This window comes from Hyphomonas chukchiensis (assembly GCF_000682695.1).
In the GTDB taxonomy this organism is placed as follows: Bacteria; Pseudomonadota; Alphaproteobacteria; order Caulobacterales; family Hyphomonadaceae; genus Hyphomonas; species Hyphomonas chukchiensis.
Window position 1 is genome coordinate 37,219 of the sequence record NZ_AWFG01000063.1, and the last position, 16,302, is coordinate 53,520.

The following is a 16,302-nucleotide window of genomic DNA, read 5'->3' on the forward strand; positions in this document are numbered from 1 at the left end:
ACAGGCGGATGAAGCTGGAACACTGGATTATCGTCGCCTTCATCGCTCTATGCGCGGGCATGACGGGAGTATTTTTATCGGGACCTCTGAACAATGCCCGTCCGTCCAGCTCAGCGGCGGGACTGCATGATCTGGTCCATCACGACCTGAACCTGAGCAAGGATCAGGCAGGGAAACTGGACGTGATTGAAGACAGGTTTGCGATCCGCAAATCCGAGCTAGAAGCCCGGCTCAAGGGAGCAAATCGGGCGCTCGCAGAGGCGATCAGCGCAGACAAGACAAACTCGCCGAGGGTTCAGGCGGCAATTGAGGAGTTTCATCAGGCAATGGGGGAATTGCAGAAATTGACCATCGAACATGTATTTGAAATGCGAGAACTGCTTACAGAGGAGCAGGCGGCAGTCTTCGATGCAGAAGTCGTTCGGGCACTGACGGGGGACTAGGCTTAGCCAGGTGCATGAAACCGAGCGAAACGACGCGGAGCTTGCTCTAGCCGCAGCAGGGGGCGACGAGCGCGCCTTCACCGAACTCATGCGCCGGTATAAAGAACCTCTCTATCGCTACATACATCGTTGCATGCAGGGGAGTGACGACGCTTATGACGTGCTGCAGGATGCATTCGCGGCTGCCTGGAGCGGTCTGGCCCGTTACGACCCTTCGCGTAAATTCTCGACATGGCTCTACCATATCGCGCTCAACAAGGTGCGCGATCATGGTCGTAAACGCGCTGTGCGCAGCTTCTTCTTTACCGCCGCGCCGCTTGATGGGCCTGATCGCCCCGACATCGCCGACCCTTCGCAAAATATTTCGGAGGAATATGAACGTCGTGACGAGCTGGCAAGGGTAAGTGCCCTGATTGACGCGCTTCCGGGAAAGCTGAAACAGGCTTTCACACTGCAAGTTCTGCAGGACTTGCCCCAGAGCGAAGTCGCCGACATCCTGGGTGTATCGGTCAAGACCGTTGAGACACGCGTTTATCGCGCCCGGAAGAGTCTTCAGAGCCAGGTCAATGCCGATAATTAAGACGCAGGCGGTGTCAAAGCAGAGCGGGATCGCGATTTTCGCGGACGCGAAGCGAGGTACACGCCAATCGCGGCGAAGATCACTCCACTTATGACGCTTGCGGTTAACGGCTCGCCGAAGAAGCCGGCACCCAGGCTGACGCCAATGATCGGGACCAGGAAACTGAAAGCGGCCGCCTTTGAAACATCAAGTGACTTGAGAGTGGTTTGCCAAAGCCAATAGGCTAGAGCCGTTCCGGGCAATGCGAGACCAAGCAGCGAAATGATGAAAACGGGCGACCAGTTTATTGCTGAGGGTGTTTCAGTTACCAGGGCCAGAAATGTGATCGGAAGCGCCCCAACAAGGAGTTGAAGGCCCATGGCCATGGCGGCATCGACTTCGACCGACAGCATCTTTATTGCAATATTGCCGATAGCGACACCGCTCGTTGCGAGAACGACAAAGCCAATGCCAAGTGCTGTAGAGGCGCCACCAGGCGCAAAAATGCGCGGGCCGGCGATAAGTACGACACCAATAATGCCAAGGACAAGGCCAAACCACGCCGCCGGGCCGAGCCGTTCGCGCAAGAACACGATCGCCAGCAGCGAAGCCAGCAGGGGCTGGAGGCTTTCAATCACCGTTGCGAGGCCTGGCGACAGGAAGTCGGCGGCATGAAACATACCGAAATAGCCAAAAGTCGTCATGCTAAGGCCCGCCAGGATAATCCAGCCCCAGGCGGCAGGCGTACGGGGCAGGGGCGCGTGCTTGAGCCCGGCTACAGTGATCAGTACGGTGCCGGCAATTATCGCCCTGAGGGCTGCGAAGGTCAGATGTGGTGCGTCATCAAGTCCCAGCGTGATCAGTGGATAGCATGACGCCCACAGAACCATGACAATTGCGGCGAGCAAACGGGGGTCGAACATGGTTTGCCTTTTGAAGAATTGTGCAGGGAGCTGCATCTGGTCCTGAGGGTGCTGCGCGCGAGCTGCGTAATACGTAGCAACCGCCCGATACCCCTTGGGCGGCAACCTGAAAAAAGAGGATGACATCAATGAAACCAATCTGGATTACCGCCGTCGCTCTATTCGCCTTGTCGCCCGCAGCACTCGCGCAGGAAGGTCACGCCTCACACGACCATGGTGATAAACCTGCAGTCGAAGCCCCGGCCGACGCGGCGAAGTCCTGCATGCCAGGACAGGACGGATCAAGCGATTGCATGGCAGGCATGAAGGAGAAAATGGCTGATGGTCACATGATGGAACACGGTGAAGGCGCAGGTCACGAAATGGGCGATGCGACGATGGGTGAGATGATGGACCATGGCAGCATGATGGATCATGACAAGATGAACGCCGAAGACTGCCAGGCCAAGCATGAGGCCATGGGGCACAACCCCGACGACTATTGTTCGATGATGCCTGATGGCAAGGACACCGCTCAAACTGAATAGGGCGGATGCCCGGCATCCGTTACGGGTGTCGCCGCCCTTGGCTCGGGGCCTTCATTGTGTAGCCCTCCCTTCCCCCTCAATGAGGGTCCCGAGCCAGAACCAAACCGATGAGTGCCTATTCGGACAGGGCGAGAATGTGTTCCCCCGCCTTCTCGCTCTGGCTCCGCAGTGCTGTCGCGCGTCCCCCGAATATCGGCGACGCGCTGCGGAGCCTTAGTCCGGCACGCAACCGAAGACGCCCTCCGGGGTCAGCTCAAGCGTCCATGAAAGACAGGGTAATGTCCCATGACAGATTTATCTTCTCCAGATAGCGAACGCCGCAACTTCATCTTCATTGCGACGGGAGCCTTTGCTTTCGGAGGGGCTGTCATGGCAGCCTGGCCCCTTGTCGACCAGATGAACCCGGCCGGCGATACACGGGCTTCGAGTTCGCTCGACGTGGATATTTCAAAATTGGAGGCAGGCAGTGAAATCCGGGTGCTGATCGGTGGCTTGCCCTGGTTCATCCGTCGCAGGACCGACGCGGAGATTGCAGCAGCGCGCTCTGTGAACGTTGAACGCCTCCGCGATCCTGAAACTGACGAGGCCAGACTGCGTCCCAAACCCGATGGGACGCTAAACCCCCATATTCTGATCACGTCTGGTATCTGCACCCATCTTGGTTGCGTACCGCTTGGTCCGAATCAGGGAAATGTTGGCGCATATGGCGGCTGGTATTGCCCCTGTCATGGCTCGCAATACGATATTTCCGGAAGAATCAGGGAGGGCCCGGCACCGCTCAACCTGCCTGTTCCCGATTACGTCTACGTGACCGACGACCTGGTAACGATTTCGATTTGAGCGTCAGATTCGCTCTAGAGGCGCTCTGTCACAAGACCAATTGTCCTTCGTCAAACCGGCCGGGGGATGCTGACGACCGACAATTACGAATGCACCTGGGATCTGTTCAGGACCATTCCGGCGCCTTCAGTCGGTTCTTGACCGGATATGTGCTCGAGTGGTGGTAGGCGCAGAGTATTCCACCTGAAGCTAAAGTTGATTCAGATTTCCGTATCAATGCGGTACCCTGGGGCAAAGATGAGCCGAACTGTCGTGATTGTCCGTTCGTTGTTACGGGTCGTCCGGTCAATGACGAACGAAGCCGCCCCCAATTCGCACCCGAGCAGGGCTGCCTCAAACGCGCCTGCAGATATGGCCGAAAAAGCAATGTCGCCTGCAGTGAACGGGACATGAGTGACGAGCCATTCATTGGGACTAAGGTTGGCAAAGTTGACCATATCGTCGGGCGAAACCCAATCAGAACTGATCCAGCGATCCTCAATAACATAGGGTGTGTCATCTGCCGAATGAACGCAGACAATATGAATAACGCCGGCGCGTGGCGCCAATCCCATCAGAGCTGCAACGTGGGGGGGGGGCGTACTGCGCTCCGAAGAAATCAGGTCGTATCCATAAGCGCTTCCCCTCGCGATGATCTCATTGCGAATCACGGGAATCGACATTGTCGCCTTGCGCACCGGATGCATTGCGACGCGTGTGCCGGCCTTGCGCCGGCGATCAAGCAAACCGTCGTCTGCGAGGTTTTGCAGCGCGCGGTTCACTGTGGACCGGGCGCAGCCGAACTCCTGTGCCAGGTCGGCTTCATTGGGTATGAGTTCTCCGGGCTTCCACTGTCGCGAATGAATCCGGTTGAGCACTTCCTTGCGCACCGATTGCCAGTTTTTGAGCGTCTCACGTTTCATATTGCGTCTCCGAGTTCGCGCATGATCTCGCGGTAACGCCCGGTTATCTGGTCATGATCCCGGTGGCGTCCGTTCTGCACCAGATGCCGACCTGCAGACCAGACATCCGTCACGAGACGATCATCACCGGCAAAGATATAGCTGTCGAGCAGCGCATCTCCCGATCGGCTGTCCAGACAGGTACTTTCATCATCGAGCGCGACAAGGTCAGCCAGGACACCTTCCCGGATCTCTCCGCTATTTCGGCCGGCGGCGATCGCCGCGCCCTGATTGACAAGCTCGAACAAATGGCGGCCGGTTGACTGAGGCGGTGCTGCGAGCGCCGCACGGGAGTGATCCCGAAGACGCTGGGAATACTCCAGCGCGCGCAGTTCTTCGGTAAGCGATATGCGGATATTCGAATCCGAACCAATCGCCAGCGCGCCGCCGGCGCCGAGCCAACCGGTTGCATTGAAGATACCATCTCCCAGACTGGCCTCAGTCACCGGGCAGATACCAGCCACGGCGCCGGTCCGGGCGAGCCTTTCTGTTTCTTCGGCTTGCATCTGGATGCAGTGGATGAGGCACCATCTGGGTCCTGCATTACAATTATCCAGGAACCAGGTTACGGGGCGTGCGCCGTAGCGGGCGATCACTTCATCGACTTCGGCCTGTTGTTCCGACAGATGCATGTGGATGGGCCCATCGCCCGCCAGTCGCTCGACCGACTGAATGTCCTCGGCGGCCACGGCTCGCAGGCTGTGGGGCGCTACGCCGGTTCGACAGTCGGCTGGCAAGCTGGAAACGGATTTTGCAACATCTTCTACAAGACGTGCATATCGGTCGAAGTCGTTTCCGAAGCGGACCTGGCCGGGCCCAAGTGGGCGCTTGTCGCAGCCGCCATATTGATAGTGAACGGGCAGGAGGGTCAATCCGATTCCGGTTGTCGATGCGGCCGCAATAATGCGGTCCGACATTTCTGCAAGTCTGTCATAGGGAGCACCGCCTGGCTGATGATGCAGATAGTGAAACTCGACATTGGCCGAATAACCTGCCTCAAGCATTTCCATTTGGACAAAGGCAGCGATGCCCTCGACATGGTCCGGATTCAGTCGATCGAGAAAGCGAAACATCAGTTGCCGCCAGGTCCAGAAAGTGTCCCGCGGATCGGGGCCCCGCCTTTCGGTCAACCCTGCCATGGAACGCTGGAACGCGTGCGAATGAATGTTGGCTGGCGACGGAAGCAGTATGCCGACTATCTGTCCCTGGGGAGACGTATCTGCGGTGACAGAACGGATTATTCCATCGAGGCTGGTTTCGATACGAACCGCATTGGCCCAGCCGTCTGAGAGAAGCGCTGTCCGAGCCCAGATTACGGCCATTATGTTCTTCCTTGACTCATTTTTATGTACGCACATATAAAATGGCTGACGACAACAGGCAACAAAAATCATGTTACTGACCCATGCTACGCTTGCGACTCTTGATGGAGACGCGCCTTACGGTCTTGTCCCTGACGGGGCGGTCTGGACAAGGGGGGACCGATTGGCTTGGGTCGGTCGGATGGCGGACATTCCCGAAGATGCACGCGAGGTTGACGCTTTAGATATGGAAGGCCGTCTGCTCACGCCGGGTCTCGTCGATTGCCACACGCATATTGTGCATGGCGGTAATCGTGCCAGCGAATTCGATATGCGTCTGCAAGGCGCGAGCTATGAAGAAATTGCGCAGGCTGGCGGAGGTATTGTTGCGACCGTTGCTGCGACACGCACGGCAAGCGAAACGAGCTTGCTGGAATCAGCTCTGAGGCGGGTAGACGCGCTCATCGCTGAAGGAATGACAACGATTGAGATTAAGTCCGGCTATGGACTGGATGTCGAGACCGAGCTGAAAATGTTGCGCGTGGCCCGAAGGATCGCGACGCTTCGCCCCTTACGCGTGCGCACGAGCTTTCTCGGCGCACATTCGGTTCCGGAGGAATATGTCGGTCGCAGCGACGCGTATCTGGATGAGGTTTGCCTGCCTGCCTTGGACGCCGCCTATGATGAAGGACTTGTGGATGCGGTCGATGGGTTTTGCGAGGGCATAGCTTTTTCGACTGAGCAGATTCAAAGGGTTTTCGAAAAAGCCTGTTTGCTTGGGGTGCGGGTAAAATTGCACGCGGAACAATTGTCCTGGCTGGGAGGCGCCGCGCTTGCCGCCAGCTTCGATGCCCTGTCATGCGATCATCTGGAATACGCGACACCGGCTGATGCCATCGCAATGGCACGCTCGGGCTCGGTCGCCGTGCTGTTGCCCGGCGCCTTTTATTTCCTGCGTGAAACCAAATTGCCTCCCCTGGACGCCTTACGCGCGAACGGTGTAGCCATGGCGCTTGCCACCGACTGTAACCCAGGATCGTCACCCCTGACGTCGTTATTGCTGAGCATGAACATGGCCTGCACTCTGTTCAGGATGACACCGCAGGAAGCCCTTGCCGGTGTAACGATACATGGCGCGCGCGCACTGGGGCTTGCCGATGTCGGACAAATCAAATCCGGCCAAAAGGCAGATCTGGCCGTGTGGGATGTCGCGCACCCGGCAGAACTGTCATACCGCATCGGTTTCAATCCCTTGCACCTGCGCATGTTTGAGGGAGAGATCACATGATTGTTCTGCAACCTGGAACAGCATCATTGGCGCTCCTGGAAGAGATATGGCGACAGGGCAGGCCGGCCCGGCTGGCTGAGACGGCGCGCGGGCCTGTGGACCGCGCCGCAGAGCTTGTCGCAAGGATTGCGGCCGGGAGCGCCGCCGTCTACGGGGTCAATACCGGGTTCGGCAAACTGGCGAGCATCAAGATCGACCCGGCCGACACTGCGACACTCCAGCGCAACCTCGTCCTGTCGCATTGTTGCGGGGTCGGCGAGCCGCTGGATATCGCAACATCACGGCTCATGATGGTCCTGAAACTGTTATCAATCGGTCGGGGTGCGTCAGGTGTTTCATGGCCCGTCATTGCTCAGATCGAAGCCATGCTGGAAATGGATGTGACGCCGGTCATTCCCGTCCAGGGCTCCGTTGGAGCGTCGGGCGACCTTGCGCCGCTGGCCCATATGGCTGCGGCCCTGATCGGACAGGGGGAAGTCTTCTTCGGGGGCGAACGCATGCCCGCAAGCCAGGGCTTGGCTGCTGCGGGGCTGTCGGCGATCGCGCTCGGTCCCAAGGAGGGGCTGGGCCTGATCAACGGAACGCAGTTTTCGACAGCCTGCGCACTCGTCGGACTTTTCGAAGCCAAGACCAGCGTTCTGCAAAGCCTCGTCTCGGCCACCCTCTCGACGGACGCCATTATGGGATCCACGGCGCCCCTGCTCGCTGAAATTCACGAACTGCGCGGACATCGCGGGCAGATACGGGTTGCAGGCGCAATGCGACAGATAATCGAAGGCTCGCAAATACGCGAAAGCCACAAGGTCGGTGATGCACGCGTTCAGGATCCTTACTGCATAAGGTGCCAGCCACAGGTGACGGGGGCAGCTCTTGACCTGCTGGACAGCGCGGGGCGAACCCTGGAGATTGAGGCGAACGCCGTATCGGACAACCCGCTCGTGCTCGTGGAGCGGGGCGAGATTGTGTCCGGCGGGAATTTTCATGCCGAGCCGGTTGCCTTCGCGGCGGACCTGATTGCTCTGGCCATCGCGGAAATCGGCGCCATCGCGCAACGGCGCGTAGCGGTGATGGTGGATCCGACCTTGTCCTTTGACCTGCCGCCCTTCCTGACCTCGGCTCCGGGTCTCAATTCGGGCATGATGATTGCCGAAGTGACGACCGCCGCCCTGATGAGCGAAAACAAGCACCTGGCCAATCCCTGTTCCACCGATTCCACGCCGACATCTGCGAACCAGGAAGACCACGTTTCCATGGCGGCGCACGGTGCGAGGCGGCTGGTCCGGATGAACCAGAATCTCAGCATGATCCTGGCTGTGGAGTTTCTTTGCGGCGCACAAGGCGTCGAGTTTCGTGCGCCGCTGAAGACCAGCCCGGCCTTGCAGAATGTCGTCAGAGCAATTCGTCAATCGATCATGCCTCTGGATATTGACCGCTTCATGGCGCCTGATCTTGAGCGCGCATGTGCCCTGGTAAAGGGCGCCGTACTTTCCCGGGCCGCAGGACTGCCAGACAGTGTCGATGCGGTGACACTGTGAACCCCGTTGATGTCAAACGGGGGCAGGGACCGATCGTCCTTGGAATTCCCCATAGCGGTACATTTATTCCGCCGGATGTGTTCGCGCGGCTCACGCCGATCGGCCAGTCGCTCGCCGACACCGACTGGCACGTGGACCGGCTTTATTCGGATATCCTGCCAGGAGCCACATCTGTGCGGGCAAACTTTCATCGCTACGTGATTGATGCGAACCGCGATCCGTCCGGCGCGAGCCTTTATCCTGGTCAGAACACGACAGGCCTGGTGCCTGTGACAAGCTTCGAAGGTGAGCCCATCTGGACGAACGCGCCCGGCACCGAGGAGATCGAAGCGCGCCGGGTGCGTTGGCACGCGCCGTATCACGCTGCGCTGGCAGGCGAACTCGAGCGTGTCCTGGGGATGCATGGCGTGGCCGTGCTCTACGATTGTCACTCAATTCGTTCCAGAGTGCCGTTTCTGTTCGAGGGTCGCCTTCCGGATTTCAATATCGGGACGAATTCCGGCCGGGCGTGCGATCCGCGTCTCGCCGATGGCGTGGAGGATGTCTGTCGTCGGGCGCCGGGCTATACAATGGTGCGCGATGGCCGCTTTCGCGGCGGCTGGACGACGCGTCATTATGGGCGGCCTGCGCAAGGCGTGCACGCGATTCAGATGGAGTTGGCGCAATCGACTTATCTCGAAAGCGAGACGGCTCCCTTCCAATATGATGCCCGAAAGGCCGACAATTTGCGTGAGCATATCGGCGCGGTTCTCCGGGCAATAGAATTCATGACGATCAAACTGGAAAGCAGGTAATGATAAACAACCGACACAACCTCAGAGACATCTATCCCGCGACGGGTTCAGAGATTACCGCGAAGAGCTGGCTCACCGAAGCGCCGATGCGTATGCTGATGAATAACCTGCATCCGGACGTGGCCGAGAATCCGCATGAACTGGTTGTCTATGGTGGCATTGGCCGTGCGGCACGGACATGGGCCGATTTCGACAAGATTGTTGCAAGTCTCAAGGATCTGGAGCTGGATGAAACGCTGCTTGTCCAGTCCGGCAAGCCGGTCGGCGTGTTTCGCACACATGCCGATGCGCCCCGTGTCCTGATCGCAAATTCCAATCTTGTGCCCCATTGGGCAACATGGGACCATTTCAATGAGCTGGATCGCAAAGGTCTGGCCATGTACGGCCAGATGACCGCAGGGTCGTGGATTTATATCGGCTCCCAGGGGATCATTCAGGGAACGTACGAAACCTTCGTTGAGGCCGGGCGCCAGCACTATAAGGGAAATCTCTCGGGACGTTGGATATTGACGGGCGGCCTCGGCGGCATGGGAGCAGCGCAGCCGCTCGCGGCCGTGATGGCGGGGGCCTGCTGCCTGGCTGTGGAGTGCGATGAGACCCGTGTCGATTTTCGGATACGCACGGGCTATGTCGATGCCAAAACGGATTCCCTCGACGAGGCGCTGGAAATTATTGCAGACTGGACCGCGGCAGGTGAAGCGAAATCGGTTGCGCTTATCGGCAATGCGGCTGATGTTTTTCCCGATATTTACAGGCGCGGTGTCCGCCCGGATATCGTAACCGACCAGACCAGCGCGCATGATCCGTTGCATGGCTACCTGCCGCAAGGCTGGAGTCTGGCCGAATGGCGCGAGAAGCAGGAATCCGAACCAAAGGTAGTGGAGCTGGCGGCGCGTGCCAGCATGAAAGTGCACGTCAAGGCCATGGTGGATTTCTGGAACGCAGGCGTGCCGACCCTCGATTATGGCAACAATATCAGGCAGGTCGCCAAGGAAGAAGGACTTGAAGATGCCTTCGCTTTTCCCGGATTCGTGCCAGCCTATATCCGCCCATTATTTTGTCGCGGCATCGGTCCGTTCCGCTGGTGTGCGCTGTCGGGAGATCCTGAAGACATCTACAAGACCGATGCGAAAGTCCGCGAACTGGTCGACGATCCGCACCTTCACAAGTGGCTGGACATGGCGCGCGAGCGCATTGCCTTCCAGGGACTGCCCGCACGTATCTGCTGGGTCGGCCTTGGTGTGCGCCACAAGCTCGGCCTGGCTTTCAACGAGATGGTGAGGACGGGCGAATTGTCCGCACCTATTGTTATCGGGCGCGACCATCTCGATTCCGGCTCGGTTGCATCCCCCAATCGGGAGACGGAATCCATGAAGGACGGCTCTGATGCCGTATCAGATTGGCCACTCCTCAATGCTTTGCTCAATACCGCGTCGGGGGCAACCTGGGTTTCAATCCATCATGGCGGCGGTGTGGGTATGGGATTTTCTCAGCATTCCGGCATGGTGATCTGTTGCGACGGAACAGCGGACGCAGACCGCCGGATCGCTCGCGTCCTTTGGAATGACCCGGCGAGCGGTGTGATGCGCCACGCTGATGCCGGATATGAAACTGCCATTGATTGTGCTCGTGAACACGGTCTGAATCTTCCGGCAATATTGTGAAGGCGATCGGCAATAGTTGCTCAGGATCTGCCTGTGATCCAGGCCCACGGTGGCACCATCCGGTCGGACGATGGCCTGAGATTCGAATGGTCGGAATGACAGGTTTGCAGCGCTCGGCCTGTCAGGACGTCGCCAGACGGTCCAGGAACTCATATCGAGATCCTGGATAAATCATGCGGGCGAACGAAACGATTCGGCGACAGCTCCAGGTTCGGCGAAGCAGCAAAAGGCAGGGCTCGGTTTTGTTTATCTTTAATAGCTTGCGCGACTCTGCATCAGGAATGATGGATCTGACCCTATGCTCAAATTTCTGAAGCGGCGCGTTCTTCATCAGATACTCGTTCGGTGTCCCCTTGCTGAAATCCAGTTCTCCGTAGCCAGGCAATATGGCCTGGGGCACGAAGCGTTCCTCGAGCTGCAAGGGCAAGCCATTCTCCTCATGTATGACGATCGAATGGAATACTTCGGAACCCGGTTCGATTTCGAGCTGCTGTGCAACGATGCGAGATGCATGCTCAAGAGAATTTTGAACCATGATTGCAGAATACGAACTATTCCGACCGCGTATTTCGTCGGCGATATTATTGACGGTGATAAGCTGGCCGCGTGACTGCGCCTCGGCGACAAATGTTCCGACCCCTGCTATCCGCAATACTACGCCGGAATCCTTCAGCTCCTTGATAGCGCGGTGTACGGTCATTCGGGCTACCTTGAATTCGGCAGCCAAATCTGTTTCCGACGGAACGCGATCATTCGGCTTCAACTCACCAGTTTCGATGAGGCCCGTAATATGACGCTTGATTTGTTCGTAAAGAGGGGCTGGCACGCGTGATCTATCCTCAATGAATGTCTTAAACAGTTGTATCGTGTCGAAATAAATAAGGTCGCAATGATCTAATGCTATGGCGGATTGAATCGGCCAGAAGGAACGTCTGGTCCATTTATCGGAAGATTGAGTCGCGGCGCACCGAATTTTGTTCCTTTCCGGGCGAACGGATCAAAGCTGAAATGTCGATATCTCGCATGGTGGGGCAATTTCAAGACAACTTCAGCAGCTCCACCGATCTGTCATGTCAATTGCCAAAGTCGTCGAATGCAATCCTTTCTTCAGAAACGCCAAGCGAATTCAGCAGCATCAGGACCGCTTCAAGCATCGGTGGTGGACCGCACACATAGAAGCGGCACTGAGCGATATCGGGATGGGATGCGAGATACTGGTCACGCACAATTTCGTGAATCCACCCGCGCTTTCCGGTCCAGGCATCGGTTTCGTTCAAGTGCGAAAGCGCGACATGCCAGGAAAAATTCGGGCAATTGTCTACGATGTGCTCGAATTCTTCCTTGTACACAATATCCTCTTGTGTCCTGGCGCCATACCAGAACGACACTTTCGACGTCCTGCTTCGCGATACCAATTGGTCGTGGATCATGGATCGTATGGGCGCGATGCCGGCGCCGCCCCCGATAAACACGATCTCAGCGCCATCGTCGTAAACATGAAAGTCTCCAAACGGCCCTCTTAACCGGACTGTATCGCCCTGACGAAGCGTGGACAGGTAGGCAGAGCCAATGCCGACAGGAACGCCCGACGTGTCGGGCTTCGCAAGCGCGAGACGGATGTTCAACAAAATATCGCTCCCGAGTTCGCCGGGAGAGTTGGCAAGTGAATATGTTCGATGGAGTGGTGTATCGGTTCCGAACGCTTTTGCCGTCCCTGACGCCTGCCACTGACGCCTGACTGTGTCAGGCAGGTCCAGCTGGTCCAGATGCGATCTGAAAGGCGGAATTTCCACCTGAACATAGCTCCCCGCCCTGAATGCGAGAGGCTCCGGTAGCGCAATTCGAAGTTCGTACATGTCAGGAGCGATAAACTCAGATGACACAATTGTCCCAGTAAAGGTTTTCGCGTCGAGCAGACCGTGAGGAAGTATGACTGAAAGGGCTGTGTCGACCCGGTGCTGGCAAGCCAGACGGTATCCCGAATCAAGCTCCGATTCCGGGATCTGTCTGCGATCAGCAGGCGTGATGGGCGTTTCAGGACTGATCCTCACCCTGCAAAGGCCGCACGTGCCGCCGCCTCCGCATGAGGAGGGGAGGGGATAGCCTTGTTCTTCCATAGCGGCATACAAGGATTGCTGCGGCTTTGCATCGAACGCCCTGACCGCTCCGCCTTCACTGTCGGTAAGCGACAGAGTGAGACGTTTCTTGCGGTTGCGCCATTTTGCAACCAGATTGAAGTCGTGGCGCCGGAAACTGTCCCACCACAGGACTATCCCGCTCAATCCCAACCAGAACACAACAAGCGCTGATATCACGACAAGCGGGTTGTTGAAATTGGACCGGTTCTGGTAGTCCATGATATGGAGCATCCACAAGGTGTCGAATGTTCGCCAATAGTGGTTGCGCCTCTCCAAGACCTGCCCGGTGGCGGCGGAAACATAGATGCTTGTACGCTCAGGATCATTGAAGTTGATCCGCCAGGCAGGGGCGGCGTGATTTCGGATTGCCAGCGTGGGAGTTGCTACATATATGGCTTTCGAAATTCGTCCCGGTCCGGAATAATCGCTACGCGCAATTTCGATTGCAAGCGCTTCGTCTATGACGATGGGTCGTCCGGTCTCAGCATCCAACAGCGAGTTGCCGTCAGTGGCGACGATCTCGTACACAGGCCGACCATTGAAAGTCCGGAGCCGAATCTGACGGACAGCGCGGTCATCTACTTCTGGCAGGAACCTGACCTGATCCCTTGTTGATTCAAGCGAGGCTGTTTCGGCATGTTCTGCCTTGCGGTGCTCCCCGGAGACCTTGTCATGGGGCAGAATTGCCATACCAAGCCCGCTGAGCATCCAGAGAGCGAGCTGGAAGCCCAGAACGAGGCCAATCCACTTGTGCGCCTGTCGAACGATCCCCATCATCTATCGGTCTCCCTGGCGGCGCTTGAAGCTGAACCAGAGCAACCACAATCCCAGAATTGACAGGGACAGGCCTAGTCCCGCTGCAATTCGCAGGAGATTGTTGTTCACATCGGCGCGCTCCTTGTAGTCCATGATGTGCAACATCCAGGCAAAATCGAATACTCGCCAATAGGTATGCCGCCGCGTGATCAGGGAGCCGTCGTCTGGAGACACATAAAAAGACGTCGAACCAGCGTCAGAAAAATCGATCCTCCACAAAGGCAGTTTCCGGGATTGAATTTCACTCGGAGCCTCGGCGTCATTTTCCAGCAGTGTTGCTGCACTGACCTCACCAGACCGCGCATAATGATAGCGCGCTACGGAGATCGCATCAGCTTCTCCGAGAGGGGACTGTTCGTTCCCAGTCTCTGCGTTGACGAGATGCGCGCCCGCAGGCGAATATATCCTGTAGAAGGGTTTCCCAATCCAATTCGTCAAAACGATCTCATTGGCGTCCGGATGCCCAGCAAGGACATCCGAAAATGTAATTCTGGGCTCATAGCCACTGGAAATTGTGTCTGACATGTTCCGAACCAGATGGTCGCCATGTATGAAGTCGAGGTTCATGACGACCATATAGAGGCCGCTTGCTAACCAGATCATTGCCTGCGCGCCAATAATCAAGGACACCCATTTATGCCACTGCCGAACTCTGAACGCGATCATTCTGGTCATCTGTCACTCTCTGTAATGGTGGCTCTCATGGCCGAAGGCCGCAGAGCCAGGAAGCAGGTCCACGAGCGCCTCACAAATTATCATTCGAAGGCAATCGTGTAGTCTCCGTAAAGCGGGTCGTAGTAAAATCCTCCCGCTTCATAATCGGCATTCCATATCTGCTTGCCGGTCTTGTCGAGGCGATAGAGATAAGGGGAAAGCAACAGACGTTCCTGATGCCAGCGTCCCTCCTTTCCCGACGGGATCTGGGATCCAGAACCGTAAAGCATCAAGCCTTCATCGGAACGTATCTCGTGCTGCGGACCAATCGCCTTGTATTCATGACTTACATTGATCAGCTTGTGTCCAAGCTCATGGGCGATCGTAAGCTTGTTCTTTGAGTCATGCTTTGTGAGCGTTATGACTCCACGGATGCGATCCGGGATGGTGTCCCCGTACATGTAGGACGGAAATGAAAGTCCGGACGTATTGACAACCTTGGGCGCCCAATTGCGTCCGGTATCATCCAGATTCTCGAAAAAGGTCATGTAAACGTTCTGCAATGCAAGGAGGTAAACCGTCCTGCTATTGTTGTCGGCTGGTTCGATAATGCCTTCGAAAGCCGCAAGCGCGCCGTCCGACAATTCCGAGGGCGTTTGGCTGCGTTGGACATACAAGTTGCCATAGCCGCCTGAAGGCATTTGCGAACGGTCGCTCGTTGAGTTGATAGCGAGAAAGCCCGGATCGACTGTGCCGGTCTTTAGCCACAGGAGATTAAGTTGGATTCCCGTCGGCTCGAAGACCCGCTTCGCGTTCGCAAATTCCTCCAGGAGCCCTTCCAGAGGCAATATGGCTCTAGCATCCTCATGAAGATTGGACGGGTAGTATAGTCCGACATCCACTGTCGGTTTCCCGGCCTGCAAGTCAGCGTTCAGGGCGGCGACCTCTGCCGCTTTAATGGTTGTCCAGATAATCGTCCGGGGTTCAGCTATAACGTCCGTTGGAGGCGGGGACACAGATGGTGACGTACATCCCGACGAAACCCCGATCAGCATCACAGCGCATATCAATTTATTGATCATGGGGACTTCCTAATCAAAGTCACGAATTGTGCGTATCAAGAGCGGTCCTGTCATTCGACAGAGACTGTCCTGGATGCTTCAACCAGTTGATCGAATTCAGGATTGTGCTGCCTGGCAAATGCTATGGCAGGGTGATCGGCGTCGAGCTGGTGATAATAGAAAGTCTCACCCTCATTGTACTGTCTATCCAGATCCGCCGCCAGCGCGTGCATGCCATCGGTGAAGGATCGATAATTTTCACCTTCCCGCTTCTTTTTGAAAATCAATATCTCTGCGCCCTCTGGAAACGCGGCTTCCCATCCTGTCGGCATGTTGGAACCGAAGTGAAAAATCGAGCCGGCCTGCATGACTTGCCGCTTGCCTTCGCTGCTGAGGACCCATCGCCCTGCCATCGTATAGACAATGCTCTCGGTAGGGTGGGGATGCTCGGAAAGGAACATTCCGGGTTCAAGCCGCAAAGTATATGCGCGCAATTCTTCTCCGAAGAGCAGTGGGCCAAAAAATCCTTCATGGGTGAACGTGCTGCTGGCGTTCTGCATCGCCTCGGCAACGTCCTCGATGATCTCGACATTATTGGCCAGTTGAATATAGGCCGGCGCGTCATGTGTGGCATCCACAAGCCGCGCGTCCTGCACTTTCGAGCCAGAATGCCCATCGGCATCAGGCATCGCCTCGGACCCATGCGAATGACCATGGTCGTCATTGCGCTCAGGATGGGTTGCGCAGGCCGCCAGCGCCAACACGGATAGAGTCAAAAGCAGATGCTTCGTATGCATAAATATCTCCCAGCTGAATTG

The 16,302-nt window shown here is 57.0% G+C and carries 16 protein-coding genes; 8 read left to right on the plus strand and 8 right to left on the minus strand.

Annotation, left to right across the window (positions count from 1 at the left end):
* Positions 1-8 precede the first annotated feature (8 nt).
* Positions 9-443 carry a Spy/CpxP family protein refolding chaperone gene (locus HY30_RS15575; protein ID WP_034742843.1) on the plus strand — a complete coding sequence of 145 codons (435 nt, stop codon included), beginning with the start codon at positions 9-11 and terminating at the stop codon, positions 441-443.
* Between the two features lie 10 nt (positions 444-453).
* Positions 454-1,023: an RNA polymerase sigma factor gene (locus tag HY30_RS15580; RefSeq protein WP_034742845.1), complete on the plus strand. Its 570-nt coding sequence runs from the start codon at positions 454-456 to the stop codon at positions 1,021-1,023.
* On the opposite strand, the gene HY30_RS15585 is transcribed toward HY30_RS15580, so the two are convergent.
* Positions 1,020-2,063 (minus strand): DMT family transporter, encoded by a 1,044-nt coding sequence (locus HY30_RS15585; RefSeq protein WP_241765754.1) that lies wholly within the window; start codon positions 2,061-2,063, stop codon positions 1,020-1,022. The two genes, HY30_RS15580 and HY30_RS15585, sit on opposite strands and share 4 nt — an antisense overlap.
* Here HY30_RS15585 and HY30_RS15590 point away from each other — a divergent pair.
* Positions 2,054-2,452, plus strand: a complete 399-nt coding sequence (locus HY30_RS15590) for a hypothetical protein (RefSeq protein ID WP_155839374.1) — start codon at positions 2,054-2,056, stop codon at positions 2,450-2,452. The two genes, HY30_RS15585 and HY30_RS15590, sit on opposite strands and share 10 nt — an antisense overlap.
* A gap of 285 nt (positions 2,453-2,737) precedes the next feature.
* A complete protein-coding gene (petA, locus tag HY30_RS15595) occupies positions 2,738-3,292 on the plus strand; it encodes a ubiquinol-cytochrome c reductase iron-sulfur subunit (protein ID WP_034742853.1) in 555 nt (184 codons plus the stop codon).
* A 200-nt stretch (positions 3,293-3,492) separates the two neighbouring features.
* Here the strand turns inward: petA and HY30_RS15600 are convergent, their stop codons facing one another.
* On the minus strand, positions 3,493-4,194 hold the full coding sequence (locus HY30_RS15600) for a GntR family transcriptional regulator (protein WP_034742855.1): 702 nt from the start codon (positions 4,192-4,194) through the stop codon (positions 3,493-3,495).
* Positions 4,191-5,555, minus strand: coding sequence for a formimidoylglutamate deiminase (locus tag HY30_RS15605; RefSeq protein ID WP_034742857.1), 1,365 nt, complete (start codon positions 5,553-5,555; stop codon positions 4,191-4,193). The genes HY30_RS15600 and HY30_RS15605 overlap by 4 nt, the downstream gene beginning before the upstream one ends.
* Before the next feature lie 70 nt (positions 5,556-5,625).
* On the opposite strand from HY30_RS15605, the gene hutI reads away from it, so the two are divergent.
* The 4 genes from hutI to hutU are packed head-to-tail and all read left to right on the plus strand — an operon-like array spanning position 5,626 to position 10,815.
* Entirely contained in the window at positions 5,626-6,822 is a 1,197-nt protein-coding gene (gene hutI / locus HY30_RS15610; RefSeq protein WP_034742859.1) for an imidazolonepropionase, read from the plus strand.
* Positions 6,819-8,357 (plus strand): histidine ammonia-lyase, encoded by a 1,539-nt coding sequence (hutH, locus tag HY30_RS15615; protein WP_034742861.1) that lies wholly within the window; start codon positions 6,819-6,821, stop codon positions 8,355-8,357. The genes hutI and hutH overlap by 4 nt, the downstream gene beginning before the upstream one ends.
* Positions 8,354-9,151, plus strand: coding sequence for an N-formylglutamate deformylase (gene hutG / locus HY30_RS15620; RefSeq protein WP_034742863.1), 798 nt, complete (start codon positions 8,354-8,356; stop codon positions 9,149-9,151). The genes hutH and hutG overlap by 4 nt, the downstream gene beginning before the upstream one ends.
* Positions 9,151-10,815 carry a urocanate hydratase gene (gene hutU, locus HY30_RS15625; RefSeq protein ID WP_034742866.1) on the plus strand — a complete coding sequence of 555 codons (1,665 nt, stop codon included), beginning with the start codon at positions 9,151-9,153 and terminating at the stop codon, positions 10,813-10,815. Before hutG ends, hutU begins: the two co-directional genes overlap by 1 nt.
* Before the next feature lie 121 nt (positions 10,816-10,936).
* Here hutU and hutC read toward each other — a convergent pair whose 3' ends face one another.
* The 5 genes from hutC to HY30_RS15655 form a co-directional block, all read right to left on the minus strand.
* On the minus strand, positions 10,937-11,641 hold the full coding sequence (gene hutC / locus HY30_RS15630; RefSeq protein WP_051615570.1) for a histidine utilization repressor: 705 nt from the start codon (positions 11,639-11,641) through the stop codon (positions 10,937-10,939).
* Positions 11,642-11,888: 247 nt separating this feature from the next.
* Positions 11,889-13,730: an NADH:ubiquinone reductase (Na(+)-transporting) subunit F gene (nqrF, locus tag HY30_RS19495; protein ID WP_051615571.1), complete on the minus strand. Its 1,842-nt coding sequence runs from the start codon at positions 13,728-13,730 to the stop codon at positions 11,889-11,891.
* Positions 13,731-14,444: a hypothetical protein gene (locus HY30_RS15645; RefSeq protein WP_034742869.1), complete on the minus strand. Its 714-nt coding sequence runs from the start codon at positions 14,442-14,444 to the stop codon at positions 13,731-13,733.
* An 80-nt stretch (positions 14,445-14,524) separates the two neighbouring features.
* Positions 14,525-15,505 (minus strand): hypothetical protein, encoded by a 981-nt coding sequence (locus HY30_RS15650; RefSeq protein WP_155839375.1) that lies wholly within the window; start codon positions 15,503-15,505, stop codon positions 14,525-14,527.
* A gap of 50 nt (positions 15,506-15,555) precedes the next feature.
* Positions 15,556-16,281: a cupin domain-containing protein gene (locus tag HY30_RS15655; protein ID WP_034742874.1), complete on the minus strand. Its 726-nt coding sequence runs from the start codon at positions 16,279-16,281 to the stop codon at positions 15,556-15,558.
* Between the last annotated feature and the right edge of the window lie 21 nt (positions 16,282-16,302).

Coding starts and splice junctions, on each gene's coding strand:
- HY30_RS15590 (WP_155839374.1), top strand. CDS start 2,054: ATGAAACCAATCTGGATTACCGCCGTCGCTCTATTCGCCTTGTCGCCC.
- HY30_RS15655 (WP_034742874.1), bottom strand. CDS start 16,281: ATGCATACGAAGCATCTGCTTTTGACTCTATCCGTGTTGGCGCTGGCG.
- HY30_RS15645 (WP_034742869.1), bottom strand. CDS start 14,444: ATGACCAGAATGATCGCGTTCAGAGTTCGGCAGTGGCATAAATGGGTG.
- hutH (WP_034742861.1), top strand. CDS start 6,819: ATGATTGTTCTGCAACCTGGAACAGCATCATTGGCGCTCCTGGAAGAG.
- HY30_RS15575 (WP_034742843.1), top strand. CDS start 9: ATGAAGCTGGAACACTGGATTATCGTCGCCTTCATCGCTCTATGCGCG.
- nqrF (WP_051615571.1), bottom strand. CDS start 13,730: ATGATGGGGATCGTTCGACAGGCGCACAAGTGGATTGGCCTCGTTCTG.
- HY30_RS15605 (WP_034742857.1), bottom strand. CDS start 5,555: ATGGCCGTAATCTGGGCTCGGACAGCGCTTCTCTCAGACGGCTGGGCC.
- HY30_RS15600 (WP_034742855.1), bottom strand. CDS start 4,194: ATGAAACGTGAGACGCTCAAAAACTGGCAATCGGTGCGCAAGGAAGTG.
- hutI (WP_034742859.1), top strand. CDS start 5,626: ATGTTACTGACCCATGCTACGCTTGCGACTCTTGATGGAGACGCGCCT.
- HY30_RS15650 (WP_155839375.1), bottom strand. CDS start 15,505: ATGATCAATAAATTGATATGCGCTGTGATGCTGATCGGGGTTTCGTCG.
- hutU (WP_034742866.1), top strand. CDS start 9,151: ATGATAAACAACCGACACAACCTCAGAGACATCTATCCCGCGACGGGT.
- petA (WP_034742853.1), top strand. CDS start 2,738: ATGACAGATTTATCTTCTCCAGATAGCGAACGCCGCAACTTCATCTTC.